This window comes from Streptococcus mitis (genome assembly GCF_047462815.1).
Taxonomy (GTDB): Bacteria; Bacillota; Bacilli; order Lactobacillales; family Streptococcaceae; genus Streptococcus; species Streptococcus mitis_DO.
Genome location: NZ_JASHFB010000002.1, coordinates 32865 through 49900, shown reverse-complemented (window position 1 = coordinate 49900; position 17036 = coordinate 32865). Strand labels below are relative to the sequence as shown.

Below are 17036 nucleotides of genomic sequence, written 5' to 3'. Positions count from 1 at the left end.
CCCTTATTAAATAAATGTATTATCTCTTTATTTTATCATATTTTAAGAAAACCTACTCGAAGGGAGAAGAGCGAGTGGGGGATGAACTATTTTTAAATATGATTTTATAATTGCACTCTATAAATTCAATTATTTTTTGACTTTATTAAGGTAGTAGCTCTTTGTTCATACGGTCCTTATCATCACTCTTTATAAATACAACATTACGTTTCCCTGTTAACTCTATCAGTTTTTCTTTCCCAAGGATGATTGCGAGATTCTTAATAATCGAACGTTTAGCATGCTCATCAAAATAAGTAAAAATGAATCTAGAATTATATTTCCTTGTTTTTGTTAATTCAAAACATTTTTGAAATATCTCTTTATCTAGAGGATCTACAGAGTGACCAAACACAACTATATTTTTAGAAGTACCTTGGATGGTTTGTAAATTGCTTCCTGGGATATCTCTTTTCTTTAAATTTCTTATACCAAAAAAATCCTCAAACTTTTTTCCAGTTTCTTTAACAACTCGTTGATAGTATTTCTGGTAAGGAATCAAATCACTATTAACATTAATTTCTTTATCTTCAATTCCAAAAACCATAGTATTGATACGACTGAAAGTTCTATCTAAATCAATTCGCCCATGTATGAAATGAGTTTTCTCCTCAGAAGTCCCAAATAAATACCCTGATGTATTAGTATAATTAAAGTTTAGAACCGAAGAATTTGATAAATCTGATATTGCATTTAGAGCTGTTGGCCTTGCTTCAATCTTTTGAACATCAAAATCTATATAATCTAAATAAGACAGATAGATTTCTAGTAGTTCAATTAATAAATCAAGTGACTTGACGAAGATAAGCTCAAGATGCTCTATTAGCTGCTCTTTTTCTGTATTCTCGAATTCTGTCCTTTTGATTTCTTCTTCAATTACTTCAACTAGATAATGTTTTGCATTGTAATTACTAATATCTGGAAGAATATTATCAAACTCATTATAATTAGCATATCCAGTACATTCAAATAATACTTCACTATTTTCTTTAAAATACATCATTGCATCTGTAAGTTTAGAAATCATAATTTCAATATTAGACCAATTTTCACCAAGCGTATCTTTATTTTTATTAATAAATTTCAAATATAAATTATCTTTGTATTTCTCAATACTAATATTTTTATCTTTTAGAAACTCCAGTAATTTCTCATCTGGATTAGAAAATAATTGTTTTTCAAACGCAATAAAATCTGTATACTTTGTTTTTCGACCCATTGCAATATCAAAACCATTACCAAGAATTAAGATTGTATCTGCCATGAATTTTTCTCCTCTATATAATAGATAATTAATTATATTATACCACGAAACCACAAAAATCCCCTTAGAAATCCGCTTCTAAGGGGTTATCTTTATCCTACTGCTTGAGCTGGTTCTGCTGGTTTGGTCTTTTTATCTTTTTTGCTACTAGCGATAAGACGGCGCTTGCTATCTCGGATGCTATTGAGTTCCTTGAGGAGTTGAGTCAGGTGTTTCTTTTCAGGGTAGGCTTCTGCACTGGCTGAAGACCTCAAAATTTTCTCAGATAAGCTATTCGAAACGTAGAATACTTTTAAATTTATGGAATTACAATCATTCGAGACTTAGAATGCATATAAAATTTAGGGAATAGGCCTATTCTAAGTCTCGAAGGCCTATATTCTCATCTATTTCTCATCAAAAACACTCATTCCCCCTTTCTCCTCCAAAATATGGTATAGTAGAAATATACTATCTATGAGGAGTTTACATGTCACAGGATAAACAAATGAAAGCTGTTTCTCCCCTTCTGCAGCGAGTTATCAACATCTCATCGATTGTCGGTGGGGTTGGGAGTTTGATTTTCTGTATTTGGGCTTATCAGGCTGGGATTTTACAGTCTAAGGAAACCCTCTCTGCCTTTATCCAGCAGGCAGGTATCTGGGGGCCACCTCTCTTTATCTTTTTACAGATTTTACAGACTGTCGTTCCTATCATTCCAGGAGCCTTGACCTCCGTCGCTGGGGTCTTTATCTACGGTCACATCATCGGTACTATCTACAACTATATCGGAATCGTGATTGGCTGTGCCATTATCTTTTATCTGGTGCGCCTCTACGGAGCTGCCTTTGTTCAGTCTGTCGTCAGTAAGCGCACCTATGACAAGTATATCGGCTGGTTGGATAAGGGCAATCGTTTTGACCGTTTCTTTATTTTTATGATGATTTGGCCCATTAGTCCAGCTGACTTTCTCTGTATGCTGGCTGCCCTGACCAAGATGAGTTTCAAGCGCTATATGACCATCATCATTCTGACCAAACCCTTTACCCTCGTGGTTTATACCTACGGTCTAACCTATATTATCGACTTCTTCTGGCAAATGCTTTGACATGTAAAAAATCCGTTTGGTTTCCCAAGCGGATTTTGTGCTTTATTTTGAAACTTCTTTTGCAAGAACAAAGTTCCCAAGTGTGGCAGAACCATTTCCTGCGACTGCGGGCGTTACAATGTAATCACGCACATCTGGTACTGGTAGGTAACCATTGAGAAGAGATGTAAATTTCTCACGGACACGGTCCAGCATGTGTTGTTGAGCCATGACCCCTCCACCAAAGACAATCACGTCTGGGCGGAAAGTCACTGTCGCATTAACCGCAGCTTGAGCGATATAGTAGGCTTGAACATCCCAAACAGGGTTATTGAGTTCAATATTTTCCCCACGAACACCTGTACGAGCTTCCAAACTTGGACCAGCTGCATAGCCTTCCAAACATCCCTTATGGAAAGGACAAACGCCCTTAAACTCTTTTTCAATATCCATTGGGTGTCTAGCCACATAGTAGTGACCCATCTCAGGGTGACCCACACCACCGATAAACTCGCCACGTTGGATGACACCTGCACCGATACCTGTACCGATTGTGTAATAAACCAAGTTTTCGATACGGCCACCAGCATTGTTACGGGCAACCACTTCACCATAAGCAGAGCTGTTTACGTCTGTAGTGAAGTACATTGGCACGTTTAGAGCGCGACGAAGGGCACCAAGCAAGTCCACATTTGCCCAGTTTGGTTTTGGAGTCGTCGTGATAAAGCCATAAGTTTTTGAGTTTTTATCAATATCAATCGGACCAAATGAACCAACTGCAAGACCAGCAAGGTTATCGAATTTTGAGAAGAACTCGATGGTTTTATCGATTGTTTCGATTGGAGTTGTTGTTGGAAATTGTGTTTTTTCCACAACGTTAAAGTTTTCATCACCGACAGCACAAACAAACTTTGTACCGCCCGCTTCCAAGCTTCCATATAATTTTGTCATGATAAACCTCTTGTTTTTATTTTCTTTATTATAGCATATTTCGAAAGTCTAAATTTCTCTATTTTTTAGATTTTCCTCTGTAAATCTTACCATTCAAGCAAAAACGAACAAACATGTCATTTGTTCGTTTTCACATTAGAGAGGATTGATTAGATTTTCACTTCGATCACAGCATCCCCCTTCGCAACTGAACCTGTTGCGACTGGAGCTACTGAAGCGTAGTCAGCTGTATTTGTAACGATAACCATTGTTGTATCATCAAGTCCAGCTGCAGCGATTTTGTTTGAATCAAATGTTCCAAGAACATCTCCTGCTTTCACCTTGTCACCTTGAGCAACTTTTGCTTCAAAACCGTCACCGTTCATAGATACAGTGTCAATACCAACGTGGATCAAAACTTCAGCACCATCAGTTGTTTTCAAACCAAAAGCGTGTCCTGTTGGAAATGCGATTGAAACTTCAGCATCAGCTGGTGCATATACCACGCCTTGGCTAGGTTTCACAGCGATACCTTGTCCCATAGCTCCGCTTGAGAAGACTGGGTCATTGACATCAGCAAGAGCGACAACATCACCGACGATAGGAGTTACAAGTGTTTCATTTTGAAGAGATGCTGGAATGTTACCAGTTGTTTCTTCTTGGACCAAACGTTCTGTCTCTACTTCAGTAGCAACCTCTTTTTCATCCTCATAACCAAACATGTAAGTAAGAGCAAAACCAAGTGCAAATGATACAGCTACCATAAGAAGGTATTGTAGAAGTTGTCCATTCCCAATGTAAAGCATTGTACCAGGGATGATTGTGATACCATTACCAGTACCAGCAAGACCTAGGATTGAAGCAAGTCCACCACCGACTGCACCAGCAATCAATGAAAGAAAGAACGGTTTACGGTAACGCAAGTTAACCCCGAAGATAGCTGGCTCAGTAATACCAAGGAAGGCAGATAGAGCAGCTGGGAAAGCAAGAGTTTTAAGTTTTGGATTTTTAGTTTTCACACCAACGGCAACAGTTGCAGCACCTTGAGCAGTCATAGCTGCAGTAATGATAGCGTTGAATGGGTTAGCATGGTCAGCAGCAAGCAATTGAACTTCAAGCAAGTTGAAGATGTGGTGAACACCTGATACGACGATCAATTGGTGAACTCCACCGATTAAGAAACCACCAAGACCGAACGGCAAGTTAAGGAGTGCTTTTGTTCCAAGAAGGATGTAGTTTTCAACAACGTGGAAGACTGGTCCGATGATAAACAAACCAAGAATTGACATGACCAAAAGTGTTACGAATGGTGTTACCAAGAGGTCAAGAACGTCTGGAACAACTTTACGAACAGCTTTTTCAAACTTAGCTCCGACAACCCCGATGATGAAGGCTGGAAGAACTGAACCTTGCAGACCTACAACTGGGATAAATCCGAAGAACTGCATTGCAGTTACTTCACCACCAGAAGCAACGGCCCAGGCATTTGGAAGTGAGCCAGATACGAGCATCATACCAAGAACGATACCAACGGCTGGATTACCACCGAATACGCGGAATGTTGACCAAACAACCAAACCTGGCAAGATAATAAAGGCTGTATCAGTCAAGATTTGAGTGTAAGTTGTCACATCTTCTGGAAGTGTCATCCCAAGAGCAGTCAAGAGACCACGAACACCCATGAAGAGACCAGTTGCTACGATAACTGGAATGATTGGTACGAATACGTCACCGAAAGTACGGATGGCACGTTGGAACCAATTCCCTTGTTTAGCAGCTTCTGCTTTCATATCTTCTTTAGAAGATGTTGGCAAACCAAGAGCTACTACCTCATCGTACATCTTGTTTACTGTTCCTGTACCAAAGATGATTTGGTATTGACCTGAGTTAAAGAAAGCACCTTGAACTTTTTCCAAGTTCTCGATAGCATCCTTATTGATTTTCGCTTCATCTTTTACCATAACACGGAGGCGAGTCGCACAGTGAGCTACACTGTTGACGTTCTCACGTCCACCCAAGGCTTCGATGACTTTTTTTGCAATTTCTGTATTGGTCATTTGCAAAAATCTCCTTATAAAAAAATTTGTTCTTGTTTGAAAGCGATTTTACTCGCCCTACGAGTATTATTTTATCATCTTTCAAAAATATGTCAAGCGTTTTGCAGAAAAAATATTCTATCCACTTAGTAAGCTCGCTTTAGATTGATTGATTTTGACTGTTTTAGCAGGAATTCCTTAAAAAACAAGTTTGAAATCTTAGTTAAAAGGCTTTTGTTTCATTATCTTTCATATTTTCTTGAAAAGTTGATTAATTTCCTGCTTTAAATTTATGATAAACGTTTAACAGTTTTTTCTCTTTTTTAACATAAAAGTCTTGCTTTTTTTTCCGAAAACGGTTACTATTAAATGTGATAAGATTTTTGGAGGAATGAAAGAATGGAATGGACAACTGAGCGTCGTTACAGACTTTATCAAGATTGGACGCAAGAAGAAATTCAAAATATAAAGGAAAATATGGCTCAATCTCCATGGCATACTCATTACCATGTTGAGCCAAAAACAGGACTTCTCAACGATCCAAATGGCTTTTCCTACTTTGATGGGAAGTGGGTTGTTTTTTATCAAAACTTTCCTTTTGGTGCAGCCCACGGTTTGAAATCTTGGGTGCAGTTGGAAAGTGATGATTTGATTCACTTTAAAGAAACTGGAATCAAAGTTTTACCAGATACTCCATTAGATAGCCACGGTGCCTACTCTGGTTCTGCTATGCAGTTTGGCGATCAGTTATTCCTATTTTATACAGGAAATGTTCGCGATGAAAACTGGATCCGTCACCCTTACCAGATTGGGGCTTTGATGGACAAGGATGGAAAGATTACGAAGATTGACAAGATTTTGATTGACCAGCCAGCAGACTCTACAGACCACTTCCGCGATCCGCAAATTTTTAACTTTAAAGGTCAATATTATGCCATCGTCGGTGGACAGGACTTGGAGAAAAAAGGCTTCGTCCGTCTCTACAAGGCTGTAGACAACGACTATACAAACTGGCAAGCCGTTGGCAACCTTGACTTTGCTAACGACCGTACCGCCTACATGATGGAATGTCCAAATCTGTTCTTTGTAGGGGAACAACCTGTCCTTCTCTACTGCCCACAAGGATTGGATAAGAAGGTTCTAGACTACGATAATATCTTTCCAAATATGTATAAGATTGGGGCTTCCTTTGACCCTGAAAATGCTAAAATGGTAGATGTATCTCAACTTCAAAACATGGACTATGGTTTCGAAGCCTATGCAACTCAAGCCTTCAACGCTCCTGATGGACGTGCTCTAGCAGTTAGCTGGCTTGGCTTGCCAGATGTTTCTTACCCTTCTGACCGTTTTGACCACCAAGGAACCTTCTCTTTGGTCAAGGAACTCACTATCAAAGACGGCAAACTCTACCAATACCCAGTCGCAGCTATCAAGGACCTTCGTGCTACTGAAGAAGCCTTCTCAAACCGTGCCCAAACCAAGAACACTTACGAACTTGAACTCAACTTGGAAGCGAATAGCCAGAGCGAGATTGTCTTACTTGCTGATCAAGAAGGCAAGGGACTTTCCATCAACTTTGACCTTGTAAATGGTCAAGTGACAGTAGATCGTAGCCAGGCTGGTGAACAGTATGCCCAAGAATTTGGAACTACACGTTCTTGCCCTATCGAGAATCAGGCTACTACTGCTACAATCTTCATCGATAACTCTGTCTTTGAAATTTTCATCAATAAAGGAGAAAAAGTATTTTCTGGTCGTGTCTTCCCACATGCGGACCAAAATGGGATCCTAATTAAATCTGGAAACCCAACTGGAACTTACTATGAATTAGATTATGGTCGCAAAACTAACTGATGTCGCCAAACTTGCAGGCGTCAGCCCTACTACCGTTTCTCGGGTTATCAATAAAAAAGGCTATTTATCAGAGAAAACCATTCAAAAGGTTAATGAAGCCATGCGGGAATTGGGCTATAAACCCAACAACCTAGCTCGTAGTCTGCAAGGAAAATCAGCTAAGTTAATCGGCCTGATTTTCCCCAATATTTCCAACGTTTTCTATGCAGAATTGATTGATAAGCTGGAGCACCAACTCTTCAAAAATGGTTACAAGACCATCATCTGCAACAGTGAGCACGATTCTGAGAAGGAACGCGAATACATCGAAATGTTGGAAGCCAATCAGGTGGACGGCATCATTTCGGGTAGTCACAACTTGGGAATCGAAGACTACAATCGAGTGACAGCACCAATTATTTCCTTTGACCGAAACCTATCGCCAGACATTCCTGTCGTTTCCTCTGACAACTACGCTGGTGGGGTTCTCGCAGCCCAGACATTGGTTAAGACAGGTGCCCAGTCTATCATCATGATTACAGGTAATGACAATTCCAATTCGCCAACTGGACTACGCCACGCTGGTTTTGCATCTATTCTCCCCAAAGCACCTATTATCAATGTTTCCAGTGACTTTTCTCCTGTCAGAAAAGAAATGGAAATCAAAAATATCTTGACTCGTCAAAAACCAGATGCCATTTTTGCTTCAGATGATTTGACAGCTATTTTGGTCATTAAAATTGCTCAAGAGCTGGGCATTTCTGTCCCTGAAGAGCTCAAGGTCATCGGCTATGATGGAACCTACTTTATCGAGAATTACTACCCTCAATTGACTACTATCAAGCAACCCTTGAAAGAGATTACCCAACTCACTGTTGACCTTCTCTTACAGAAGATCGAAGGCAAGGAAGTCGCAACAACCGGTTACTTCTTACCAGTTACTCTATTGCCTGGAAAAAGTATTTAATACTCAATGAAAATCAAAGAGCAAACTAGGAAGCTAGCCACAGGCTGTACTTGAGTACGGCAAGGCGAAGCTGACGTGGTTTGAATTTGATTTTCGAAGAGTATAAGCACAAGAAAACTCAGACCGATCAGTCTGAGTTTTTTATGATCTTAAATTTTCGAGATAGCTCTGGGCTGTCTCTAAGTTAAAGGTTTTATCTGCGATGAGTCGCTCAACTAAGGGAGCTACCTCGGACTCACTGGCACCTGCTAGGAGTGCCAAGGATTTGGCCTGCAATTTCATGTGGCCTTGCTGGATTCCTGTACTCACCAAGGCTTTGAGGGCCGCAAAGTTTTGGGCGAGACCGATAGAAACGATAAGCTGGGCTAATTCTTTGGCAGAAGGATTTCCCAGTAGCTCATGACTGAGGGCTACACGAGGGTTGAGGCCGATAGAACCACCCTTGGTCGCTACAGGCATGGGCAGAGTCATCTCACCAACCAATTCTTCTGTTTCCAAGTCTAGGCGCCAAGAGCTAAGACCTTGGTAATGTCCATCTAGACTGGCAAAGGCATGGGCTCCCGCCTCAATGGCACGCCAGTCATTACCAGTGGCAATCAAAATGGCATCAATACCATTAAAAATCCCTTTATTGTGGGTAGTAGCTCGATAAGGATCAGCCTGTGCAAATTGACTAGCCAAAGCTATTTTCTCCGCAATCTCTCGCCCTTGATCCTTTTGGCGACTCAAGTAGCGAAAGGCGATGCGACAGCTTGCTGTCACCAGAGAATCGGTCGCGTAATTAGACAGAATACCCATAAGACTCTGACCCTGACTGAGTTCTTCTAAGACTGGTTTCAAGGCTTCCAACATGGTGTTGAGCATATTGGCTCCCATGGCTTCTTGAGTATCAACATGAAGATAGACGACGAGGAAGTCTGTTTCACCTTTAATCTGATCTACATGCAAATCACGCGCCCCACCTCCACGTTTGACTATAGAAGGATAGGCTTGATTGGCAAGTTCCAAGAGTTCGGCTTTCTTACTGGCAATTTTCTCTTGCGCTTGTTCAGGATTAGCAACTTGATAAAGAGCTACCTGCCCAATCATCCGGCGCTCATGAACCTGAGCAGTAAAGCCACCTGCACGCTTGATGATTTTACTGGCATAGCTGGCCGCAGCAACCACGGACGGTTCTTCTGTCACATAGGGAACTGTGTATTCCTGACCGTTGACAAGGACCTCTGGAACCAGCGAATAAGGCAGAGAAAAAGTTCCCACTACATTCTCACTCAGCTGGTCTGCGACAGTCACGCTAATGTGTTCATCCTGCTCCAGACTGGTTTGTTTTTCAGGACTAAGGAGCGCCTGAGCTTTTAACAACTCGAGGCGCTCTTGGTATGATTTTTTAGAAAATCCATTCCAACTTATCTTCATTATTTTTCAACCTTGTTATAACGGCGTTGGTGGTCAACAATTTCAACCAAGGCAAAATCTTGATTTTCATAGCCAGCAAACTGGGCAGAGTTTGTTTCATCTAAGTCTACTTCCTCAAAGAAGACTTTTTCATAGTCAGCAACAGACAGGGCAGTTCGTTGGTTGAGCTTGTTCAAGCGGTCTTTATCCAGATAAGCTTCATAACCTTCAACCAATTCACCACTGAAGAACTCAGCCACAGCACCACTTCCGTAACTATAAAGGGCAATTTTATCGCCAGCCTTCAAGCTATCTGTATTTTCCAAGAGAGACAAAAGTCCAAGGAAAAGGGAACCTGTATAGATATTCCCTACCTTTTGACTGTAAAGAATAGACTGGTCAAAGTGCTTTTGCAAGAGGTCTTTTTTCTCTTGAGGCAGGCTCTTATCCATGATTTTTTTCAAGCCTTTTAGCGCTAATTTAGGGTAAGGCAAGTGGAAACAAACAGCCGCAAAATCATCCAAAGTAAGCTGGTAGCGTTTTTGGTATTCAAGCCAAGTCGTTTTCAAACTATCCAAATATTGTTGGGTAGAATAGACACCATTTACATAAGGAGTTGTTGAGTAATTTGGACGCCAGAAATCCATGATGTCACGAGTCTGAGCCACATTGTCATTATTAAAGGCCATAATGCGTGGATTTTGTGTAATTAACATGGCCACACTGCCAGCACCCTGAGTTGGTTCTCCTGGAGTTTCAATACCGTACTTGGCAATATCACTGGCAATGACCAAAACCTTGGACTCTGGAGAATTTTCCACATGCAATTTGGCATAATGAAGGGCAGCTGTCGCTCCATAGCAGGCTTCTTTAATCTCGAAACTACGAGCAAAAGGCTGGATTCCCAGCAAACCATGCACAAAGACGGCCGCAGCTTTACTCTGGTCAATTCCTGACTCAGTCGCCACAATGACCATATCGATTTCTTGTCTTTCTTGCTCAGTTAAAATAGAGTCACTTGCACTGGCCGCCAAGGTCACGATATCCTCAGTTAGGGGCGCAATACTCAATTCCTTGAGTAAGAGTCCTTTGCTTAATTTTTCAGGGTCAATTCCCCTCGCTTCTGCTAAGTCTTGTAATTTCAAGACATATTGACTGGTCGCAAAACCAATCTTATCAATACCGATTGTCATATTTACCTCTGTTTTATCATTCATTGTAAAAAATCGTTCTATACTATTTTATCACAAATGGCAGTAAAAGAGAGAAAAAAGACTTGATTCACCAAATCAAGTCCCTTATGAATCTAACTTTTATGCTGTTTTCGTAAGTGAGAATACAGTCTGAGAATCACTGTTCCGCTAGCCATTCCAATGGAAATCACCAAAGCCAGCATAACAACCAAGGTTGCACTGGCAATGGCGTGACTGTAATCTCCCGTCACAAAAAAGGCAGTTGTCCGATAAGAAAGATAACCCGGAACTAGAGGTGCCAAGATGGCTAAGATAAAGACCACAGCAGGTGTCTTATAAAGAATACTTAAAATCTGGCTGATACAAGAACCGATAATGGCTGCAATAAAAGTAGCCACAATAACATTGGTCGGTTCCTTGAGCAAGAGATAAATCAGCCAGACAGCCATGCCCAAAATCCCTCCTGGTAAGAGCATAGAACGTTGAACATTGAGTACGATTAAAAAAGTGATAATGGCAAGAAGACTTGCTACTGCTTGTAATAAAAAGGTTGTTAGTGTCATATTAATTCATCAATACCAAGGCGACAGAAGTTCCCGCCCCTAAAGCAAGGGTAATGAGCAGGGATTCAAACATCTTACTCATACCAGAGTTTATGTGGTTGGTCATAATATCACGAACCGCATTGGTCAAGGCAATCCCTGGTACAAACGGCATGACCGCACCAGCTATAATCAAATCTGCCGTTGAAGGAAAGCCTGTGTAGCGAGCCCAAAACTGGGCTATCATCCCAAAAACAAAGGCTCCAGCAAAGGATGTCACAAAGGGAATTCGGATAAACTTCTCTACATAGAGGGAAAAGGCAAAACCAAATAAGGTAGCCACTCCTGCCCCAAGTGCGTCGTAGATATTTCCACTAAACATAATCGAAAAGAAAGGAGCACTAAAGGTTGCAGCCAAAGTTACCTGCAACTTAGTATAAGGAAGGGGTTGGGCTTGCAAGGCCTTCAATTGCTTGAAGGCTGTCTTTAAATCAAGATTTCCTCCTACCAACTGACGAGAAATTTGGTTCACATCACAGACTTTTTCGATGTTATAAGAAGATGAGGTCACGCGTTTCATTCGCGAAATATTGGTATTTTCAATGGAGAAAAAGATGGCAGCAGGCATGGCAAGAACATTGCAATCCACAATTCCCTGTGAATGCGCGATCCGAATCATGGTATCTTCTACACGATGAATCTCTGAGCCACTTTTGAGAAGAATGGTTCCAGCTAACATAATCACATCGATGACGGCATTTAATTCTCTTGATTCTTCCATGCGTTCCTCCTTTTATCAACTCCTTCTATTCTATCACAAATCCGGACTCAAAAAAAATCTTTGCCATGAAATCATGACAAAGATTCGTTTAATCACGAGAATTTTCGTGGTTGCCTTCACTACTTGATTGAGTAGGAGCAGGTGCATTCCCTCGTTGATTTCCTTGTTGGTTCCCCTGACTTGGTGTCGTAGTAGAACCTTGGTTTCCACGTTGGGATGGTGCTGATGATGACGTTGACGGCGGTGTTTTTGGTTTGTAGATTGAAATCTTGACACGCGTCTTAGTCAAATCAACCTTTTCACCTGCTTTTGGACTCTGTTCAACGACTGTACCTTCAGCAGTTCCAGCGGGAGCTGTCGACACTTCTACAACTTCAATATTGGCTTCTTTAATACCGACAATTTGAACGAGATTATTTTTAGTAAATTCGAGACTAGATCCTATATAACTTGGCATAGCAACGCTGGTTACTTTCTTAGCAACGGTTAAGGTAATCGTTGAGGCCTTGCTCAAATCATAGGTTGTTCCGGCAGCTGGACTCTGTCTGAGAACAGTTCCTGCTTCACTCTCACTTGATTCTTCTTCCTCAATCTTGATGAGATTTTCAGGAACCTTCTTCTGCTTGAGTTCTGCGATAACATCTGTCGATTTACGGCCGATATAGTTACTCAATTGGAAGGATTGCTTGCCTGATGAGACAACCAAATTGATTTTCGAACCTTCTTTTCGAGTCTTTCCAGCTTCAGGATCTGTACGGATAATCCGCCCTTCTTCCACCTTTTCACTAGCCTCTGATTTCTCCTCGCCAATCTCAAAATTGGCTTTCTTGAGCGTTTCCTTGGCCTCCGCAACTGTCTGACCTGCCACATCTGGAATGGCAATGGTTGCAGGAGTTCTGGATAATATCCAAACAAGAGAAGCTGCCACCAATACAATGCTGGCCAACAAAATCATATAACGAACTCTAAATTTCCGTTTCTTAACAGGCTTGCTTGCGTAATTGTCTTCTGAAGCCTGCTGACTCGGCTTCGCAGTCTGTGGCTTCGGACTTTGTGTTTGCACCTTAGGAATCGAGGTCAAGGTACTCTGTGATACTTTTGGTAGAGTCTTGGTATCTGCTTTAGTAGTATCATTAAATACCAGTTTAGGTTCATTTCGACGATTATAAGACAAGCTACTAGACAAGTCCACATACATCTCTGCAACTGACTGATAACGATCTGTCAATTTCTTGGCAGTTGCCTTGATAACAACATTCTCCAAAGCCTGAGGCACAGATGGATTTTCATCAATAACTGACGGCAGTGGTTTCTGGAAATGCTGGAGGGCAATGGTCACCGCGCTATCCCCATCGTAAGGGATATGGCCTGTCAGCATCTCATAGAAAATAATCCCCATGGCATAGATATCACTCTGTACCGTCGCCTTCGAACCACGCGCCTGTTCTGGTGACAAATAATGAACTGAGCCCAGCATAGAGTTAGTCTGAGTCAGACTCGTCTCTGCAAAGGCGACCGCAATCCCAAAGTCTGTGACCTTGGCAGTCCCATCTGGTGTCAAAAGGATATTTTGAGGTTTCAAGTCCCTATGGACAATTCCTCGAGTATGGGCTAAGCGCATAGCCAAGAGGATTTGTCCCATGATACGGACGGCTTCTTCATTAGAAAGAGGATAGTGTTCCTTGATATAGCGTTTAAGGTCCAGTCCAGCAACATACTCCATTGCAAGATACTGTTGACCATCTTCCTCACCAATATCTGTTATCCGAACGATATGAGGATGATCTAGATCTGCCATAGCTCTCGCTTCACGCTGAAAACGAGCTACAGCTATCGGGTCCGTCTGGTAGTTGGTCCTCAGGACTTTCACTGCCACTTCTTCTCCGTCTAGAATTAAATCCTTGGCCAAATAGACATCTGCCATGCCTCCTCGGCCAATCTGTTTCACAATCCGATAGCGTCCGGCAAAAATCTTGCCGATTTGGATCATTCTGCATCCTCCTCATTCATAGAAACAAGGGCAACCGTAATGTTGTCTAAACCTCCTGCATTGTTAGCAAAACGCACGAGCGTCGCTGTTTTATCTGCCAAAGGAATATCACTGGTTACAATATCACAAATCTCACTGCCTGAAATCATATTAGTCAAACCATCACTATTGAGCAAGAGATAGTCACCTGGCTCAAGGGTAATCATTCCAAAATCAGGTTGAACTTCATCTTTTTGACCAATGGACTGAGTAATAATATTTTTCTGTGGATGACTGGCTGCTTCTTCTGGTGTCAATTGACCTGCCTTAAGCAATTCATTGACCAAGGAATGGTCGCTCGTTAACTGGTGGTATTCTTCCCCACGAATCAAACCGATACGAGAATCCCCAATATGGGCATAGATAGCCTGATTGCCAATAATAGCAACAGCTTCTAGAGTTGTTCCCATTCCTTTATAGGCATCATCTTGTCCAAGTTGATGAATCTTTTGATTTTCAATTTCTAGGTAATGGGCGAACCATTCACGCACTTCATTGACTGTATCGATTTGGGTATCAACCCAAGCTATACCTAGGTCTGTTACCGCCATTTCACTAGCGATATTCCCTGCGCGATGCCCCCCCATCCCATCAGCTAAAATAATCATGGTACGTCCAGCTCTATTGACATAGTGATTGACATAGTCTTGGTTATTTGTTCGTTTCTGACCAACATCTGTTAATAATGAAATTTCCATGTGTCAGTTCCTTCCTAATCCGATATCTTGCGAAATTGACTGATGAAGAATCCATCACTTCCATACAATTCAGGTGTAATGAGGATACAGCCGTCTTTCATGATATCCTTACATTCATGTTCTAGTTTTACCTGCTCGAACTCGGGATGACTTTCTAGAAACGCCTCAACGACTTGAAAATTCTCCTCTGAGACAATAGTACAGGTACTATAAGTTATTATACCACCTTTGCGTAGTGTTTGACAAACACTACCTAATATTTCCAGCTGAATTTCCTGTAAGGACGCGAAATCTGCCGTTTCTTTATTGTATTTGATATCTGGTTTTCGACGCAAAAGACCGATTCCTGAACAGGGAGCATCTACTAGAATCTTGTCAAAGGAATTCTGACCAAAAAGCTCATGCACCTTTCTGGCATCTAATTTTTGCGTTTGAACCCGATCTGCAACCCCTAAACGCTCCGCATTTTCTTGGATTAAGTCCAACTTGTGATCATACAAGTCCAGAGCAGTAACCTGACCTGTCGTAAGATAAGAGGCAATATGGGCTGTTTTCCCACCCGGAGCCGCACAGGCATCTAGAACCTGCTCATTTCCTTGTAGATCAAGCGTCGGCGCAACCAATTGACTGGACTCATCTTGGATAGTAATGGCTCCCTCCGCAAACAAATCATGGCTTGCAAAATGCCCTTGTTCCTTGACCAGACCAGAAACAGACAAAGGTGAATTACTAGCCTCCAACAAGGCTTTAATTTCTTCTTTTTGACTTAAATCGGCTACTCGGATGCTGGCTTTATTGCGCACCAAGAGACTTTCAAAGATGGCTTGTGCTCGCTCCTCTCCGTATTCTTCCTTAAGTTTAGACACGAGCCAAACTGGGAGAGAATAGGCAATGGAATCACGTTTGTTTTTTCGTTTGATGCTGGCAATATCTGGCCAGCCTTCACGCAGAATACGGCGAAGGACGGCATTGACCAATTTTTCACTGCCTTTTTTACGGACTTTGGCCAATTCCACTGCTTCATTGACCACAGCATGGTCTGGAATCTTGTCCAAATAGCGGAGCTGGTAGGCACTCATGAGAAGCAGGACATAAAGCCAACTGTCTAACTGGTCTCTGTCTTCGATAAAGTGGGATAGGTACCATTCCAGAGTCAGTTTACGGGCTACCGTTCCATAAACCAGCTCGGTCACCAAGCCCTTGTCTGCTGCCAAAAGTTGACTTCCCTTGAGATGCTTATTTAAGGCGATATTTGAGTATGCTTGATTGATAAAAACATCCTCTAATACTGCTAGGGCTAGACTTCTAGCCGTTTCTACTTTAGTCACCAAATCGTTCTCCTACAGTCAATGTACGTCCAACTCCGTTGAGGAAGGAAGCAATGTCCATCTTAGGTTTACCAGCAGGCTGCACTTGCTTGAGGGATAGAGCTCCTTCTGCCGTTGCGACAATCAATTCTTTCTTGCCAATTGAGAGGATTTCACCCGGATTACCCTGACCTTCTACTGGTAGTGCTTCATAAATCTTAAAGCGGTCGCCCTTAAGAAAAGTATGGGCAACAGGCCACGGGTTCATGCCACGGATTTGGTTGAAGAGTTGGCGATTACTTTTATTCCAATCCAATTTTTCTTCCTCTGGCTTGATATTTGGCGAGAAAGTGACCTGACTTGGATCTTGCGGTTCAGGTTTGATTTCCCCAGCAATGTAGGCAGTCAAAGTGTCCAAAAGCAAATCACGACCAACTAGCGCTAATTTCTCAAATAAGGTACCAACATTGTCCTCATCTGTTATAGGGACGCTGCGACGAGAAATCATATCCCCCGCATCCATTTCCTTAACCATTTCCATAATTGTCACACCAGCTTCCTCATCCCCTTGAATCAAGGCATAATGGATAGGCGCACCACCACGGTGTTTAGGAAGGAGGGACGCGTGAACATTGACCGCAAAGTCCATGCTATCAAGAAGTTTACTTGGAAGAAATTGCCCAAAAGCAGCGGTCACAATCCCATCCGCTCCTAAATTCATAATAGCTTCCATCTCTGGACTTCCAGATAATTTTTCAGGTTGGTAGATAGGTAGTCCTGCTTCCTTGGCAGCCTGCTTGACTGGGGTTTCTTGGATCACTTTTTTGCGTCCGACAGCACGGTCTGGCTGGGTCACAACGGCTAGAATTTCGTAACGATCATCTGTCAAAAGTCCTTTTAAAACTGTTGCTGAAAAGTCGGGAGTCCCCATAAAGATTAATTTTGTCATATCTTCT

The 17036-nt window shown here is 41.8% G+C and carries 15 protein-coding genes; 3 read left to right on the top strand and 12 right to left on the bottom strand.

The genetic code is table 11. The features are described from left to right. Positions 1-145: 145 nt before the first annotated feature. Complete coding sequence (locus QM865_RS01260) at positions 146-1303, bottom strand: AbiH family protein (RefSeq protein WP_414305827.1); 1158 nt, start codon at positions 1301-1303, stop codon at positions 146-148. Between the two features lie 92 nt (positions 1304-1395). After that, entirely contained in the window at positions 1396-1557 is a 162-nt protein-coding gene (locus tag QM865_RS01255; protein WP_414305889.1) for a hypothetical protein, read from the bottom strand. A 215-nt stretch (positions 1558-1772) separates the two neighbouring features. Here QM865_RS01255 and QM865_RS01250 point away from each other — a divergent pair, with 215 nt between their 5' ends. After that, entirely contained in the window at positions 1773-2390 is a 618-nt protein-coding gene (locus QM865_RS01250; RefSeq protein ID WP_000076185.1) for a TVP38/TMEM64 family protein, read from the top strand. A gap of 42 nt (positions 2391-2432) precedes the next feature. Here QM865_RS01250 and scrK read toward each other — a convergent pair whose 3' ends face one another. Together scrK and QM865_RS01240 are read right to left on the bottom strand one after the other, a co-directional pair. After that, positions 2433-3320: a fructokinase ScrK gene (scrK, locus tag QM865_RS01245; protein WP_000164310.1), complete on the bottom strand. Its 888-nt coding sequence runs from the start codon at positions 3318-3320 to the stop codon at positions 2433-2435. A 149-nt stretch (positions 3321-3469) separates the two neighbouring features. Next, positions 3470-5356 (bottom strand): sucrose-specific PTS transporter subunit IIBC, encoded by a 1887-nt coding sequence (locus QM865_RS01240; RefSeq protein WP_261229873.1) that lies wholly within the window; start codon positions 5354-5356, stop codon positions 3470-3472. Positions 5357-5734: 378 nt separating this feature from the next. Here QM865_RS01240 and QM865_RS01235 point away from each other — a divergent pair, with 378 nt between their 5' ends. Beyond that, positions 5735-7189: a glycoside hydrolase family 32 protein gene (locus QM865_RS01235; protein WP_261066285.1), complete on the top strand. Its 1455-nt coding sequence runs from the start codon at positions 5735-5737 to the stop codon at positions 7187-7189. Then, complete coding sequence (locus QM865_RS01230; RefSeq protein WP_125443545.1) at positions 7170-8135, top strand: LacI family DNA-binding transcriptional regulator; 966 nt, start codon at positions 7170-7172, stop codon at positions 8133-8135. Before QM865_RS01235 ends, QM865_RS01230 begins: the two co-directional genes overlap by 20 nt. 141 nt (positions 8136-8276) lie before the next feature. Here the strand turns inward: QM865_RS01230 and QM865_RS01225 are convergent, their stop codons facing one another. From QM865_RS01225 to fmt, 8 genes are all read right to left on the bottom strand, one after another. Beyond that, the gene (locus tag QM865_RS01225) at positions 8277-9551 is read right to left on the bottom strand and encodes a hydroxymethylglutaryl-CoA reductase, degradative (RefSeq protein ID WP_414305826.1); all 1275 of its coding nucleotides are present in this window, start codon (positions 9549-9551) and stop codon (positions 8277-8279) included. Next, positions 9551-10723: a hydroxymethylglutaryl-CoA synthase gene (locus QM865_RS01220; protein WP_185756862.1), complete on the bottom strand. Its 1173-nt coding sequence runs from the start codon at positions 10721-10723 to the stop codon at positions 9551-9553. Before QM865_RS01220 ends, QM865_RS01225 begins: the two co-directional genes overlap by 1 nt. Before the next feature lie 113 nt (positions 10724-10836). Beyond that, positions 10837-11286, bottom strand: a complete 450-nt coding sequence (locus QM865_RS01215; protein ID WP_125443542.1) for a threonine/serine exporter family protein — start codon at positions 11284-11286, stop codon at positions 10837-10839. A gap of 1 nt (position 11287) precedes the next feature. Continuing rightward, positions 11288-12046 carry a threonine/serine exporter family protein gene (locus tag QM865_RS01210; protein ID WP_414305825.1) on the bottom strand — a complete coding sequence of 253 codons (759 nt, stop codon included), beginning with the start codon at positions 12044-12046 and terminating at the stop codon, positions 11288-11290. 88 nt (positions 12047-12134) lie between these two features. Beyond that, a complete protein-coding gene (gene pknB, locus QM865_RS01205; protein ID WP_414305824.1) occupies positions 12135-14036 on the bottom strand; it encodes a Stk1 family PASTA domain-containing Ser/Thr kinase in 1902 nt (633 codons plus the stop codon). Beyond that, positions 14033-14773, bottom strand: a complete 741-nt coding sequence (locus QM865_RS01200) for a Stp1/IreP family PP2C-type Ser/Thr phosphatase (RefSeq protein ID WP_000406236.1) — start codon at positions 14771-14773, stop codon at positions 14033-14035. Before QM865_RS01200 ends, pknB begins: the two co-directional genes overlap by 4 nt. Positions 14774-14787: 14 nt before the next feature. After that, on the bottom strand, positions 14788-16101 hold the full coding sequence (gene rsmB, locus QM865_RS01195; RefSeq protein WP_414305823.1) for a 16S rRNA (cytosine(967)-C(5))-methyltransferase RsmB: 1314 nt from the start codon (positions 16099-16101) through the stop codon (positions 14788-14790). Next, entirely contained in the window at positions 16094-17029 is a 936-nt protein-coding gene (gene fmt, locus QM865_RS01190; protein WP_414305822.1) for a methionyl-tRNA formyltransferase, read from the bottom strand. Before fmt ends, rsmB begins: the two co-directional genes overlap by 8 nt. Between the last annotated feature and the right edge of the window lie 7 nt (positions 17030-17036).

Coding starts and splice junctions, on each gene's coding strand:
- fmt (WP_414305822.1), bottom strand. CDS start 17,029: ATGACAAAATTAATCTTTATGGGGACTCCCGACTTTTCAGCAACAGTT.
- QM865_RS01225 (WP_414305826.1), bottom strand. CDS start 9,551: ATGAAGATAAGTTGGAATGGATTTTCTAAAAAATCATACCAAGAGCGC.
- QM865_RS01230 (WP_125443545.1), top strand. CDS start 7,170: ATGGTCGCAAAACTAACTGATGTCGCCAAACTTGCAGGCGTCAGCCCT.
- scrK (WP_000164310.1), bottom strand. CDS start 3,320: ATGACAAAATTATATGGAAGCTTGGAAGCGGGCGGTACAAAGTTTGTT.
- QM865_RS01260 (WP_414305827.1), bottom strand. CDS start 1,303: ATGGCAGATACAATCTTAATTCTTGGTAATGGTTTTGATATTGCAATG.
- QM865_RS01210 (WP_414305825.1), bottom strand. CDS start 12,046: ATGGAAGAATCAAGAGAATTAAATGCCGTCATCGATGTGATTATGTTA.
- QM865_RS01200 (WP_000406236.1), bottom strand. CDS start 14,773: ATGGAAATTTCATTATTAACAGATGTTGGTCAGAAACGAACAAATAAC.
- QM865_RS01215 (WP_125443542.1), bottom strand. CDS start 11,286: ATGACACTAACAACCTTTTTATTACAAGCAGTAGCAAGTCTTCTTGCC.
- QM865_RS01250 (WP_000076185.1), top strand. CDS start 1,773: ATGTCACAGGATAAACAAATGAAAGCTGTTTCTCCCCTTCTGCAGCGA.
- pknB (WP_414305824.1), bottom strand. CDS start 14,036: ATGATCCAAATCGGCAAGATTTTTGCCGGACGCTATCGGATTGTGAAA.
- QM865_RS01240 (WP_261229873.1), bottom strand. CDS start 5,356: ATGACCAATACAGAAATTGCAAAAAAAGTCATCGAAGCCTTGGGTGGA.
- QM865_RS01220 (WP_185756862.1), bottom strand. CDS start 10,723: ATGACAATCGGTATTGATAAGATTGGTTTTGCGACCAGTCAATATGTC.
- QM865_RS01235 (WP_261066285.1), top strand. CDS start 5,735: ATGGAATGGACAACTGAGCGTCGTTACAGACTTTATCAAGATTGGACG.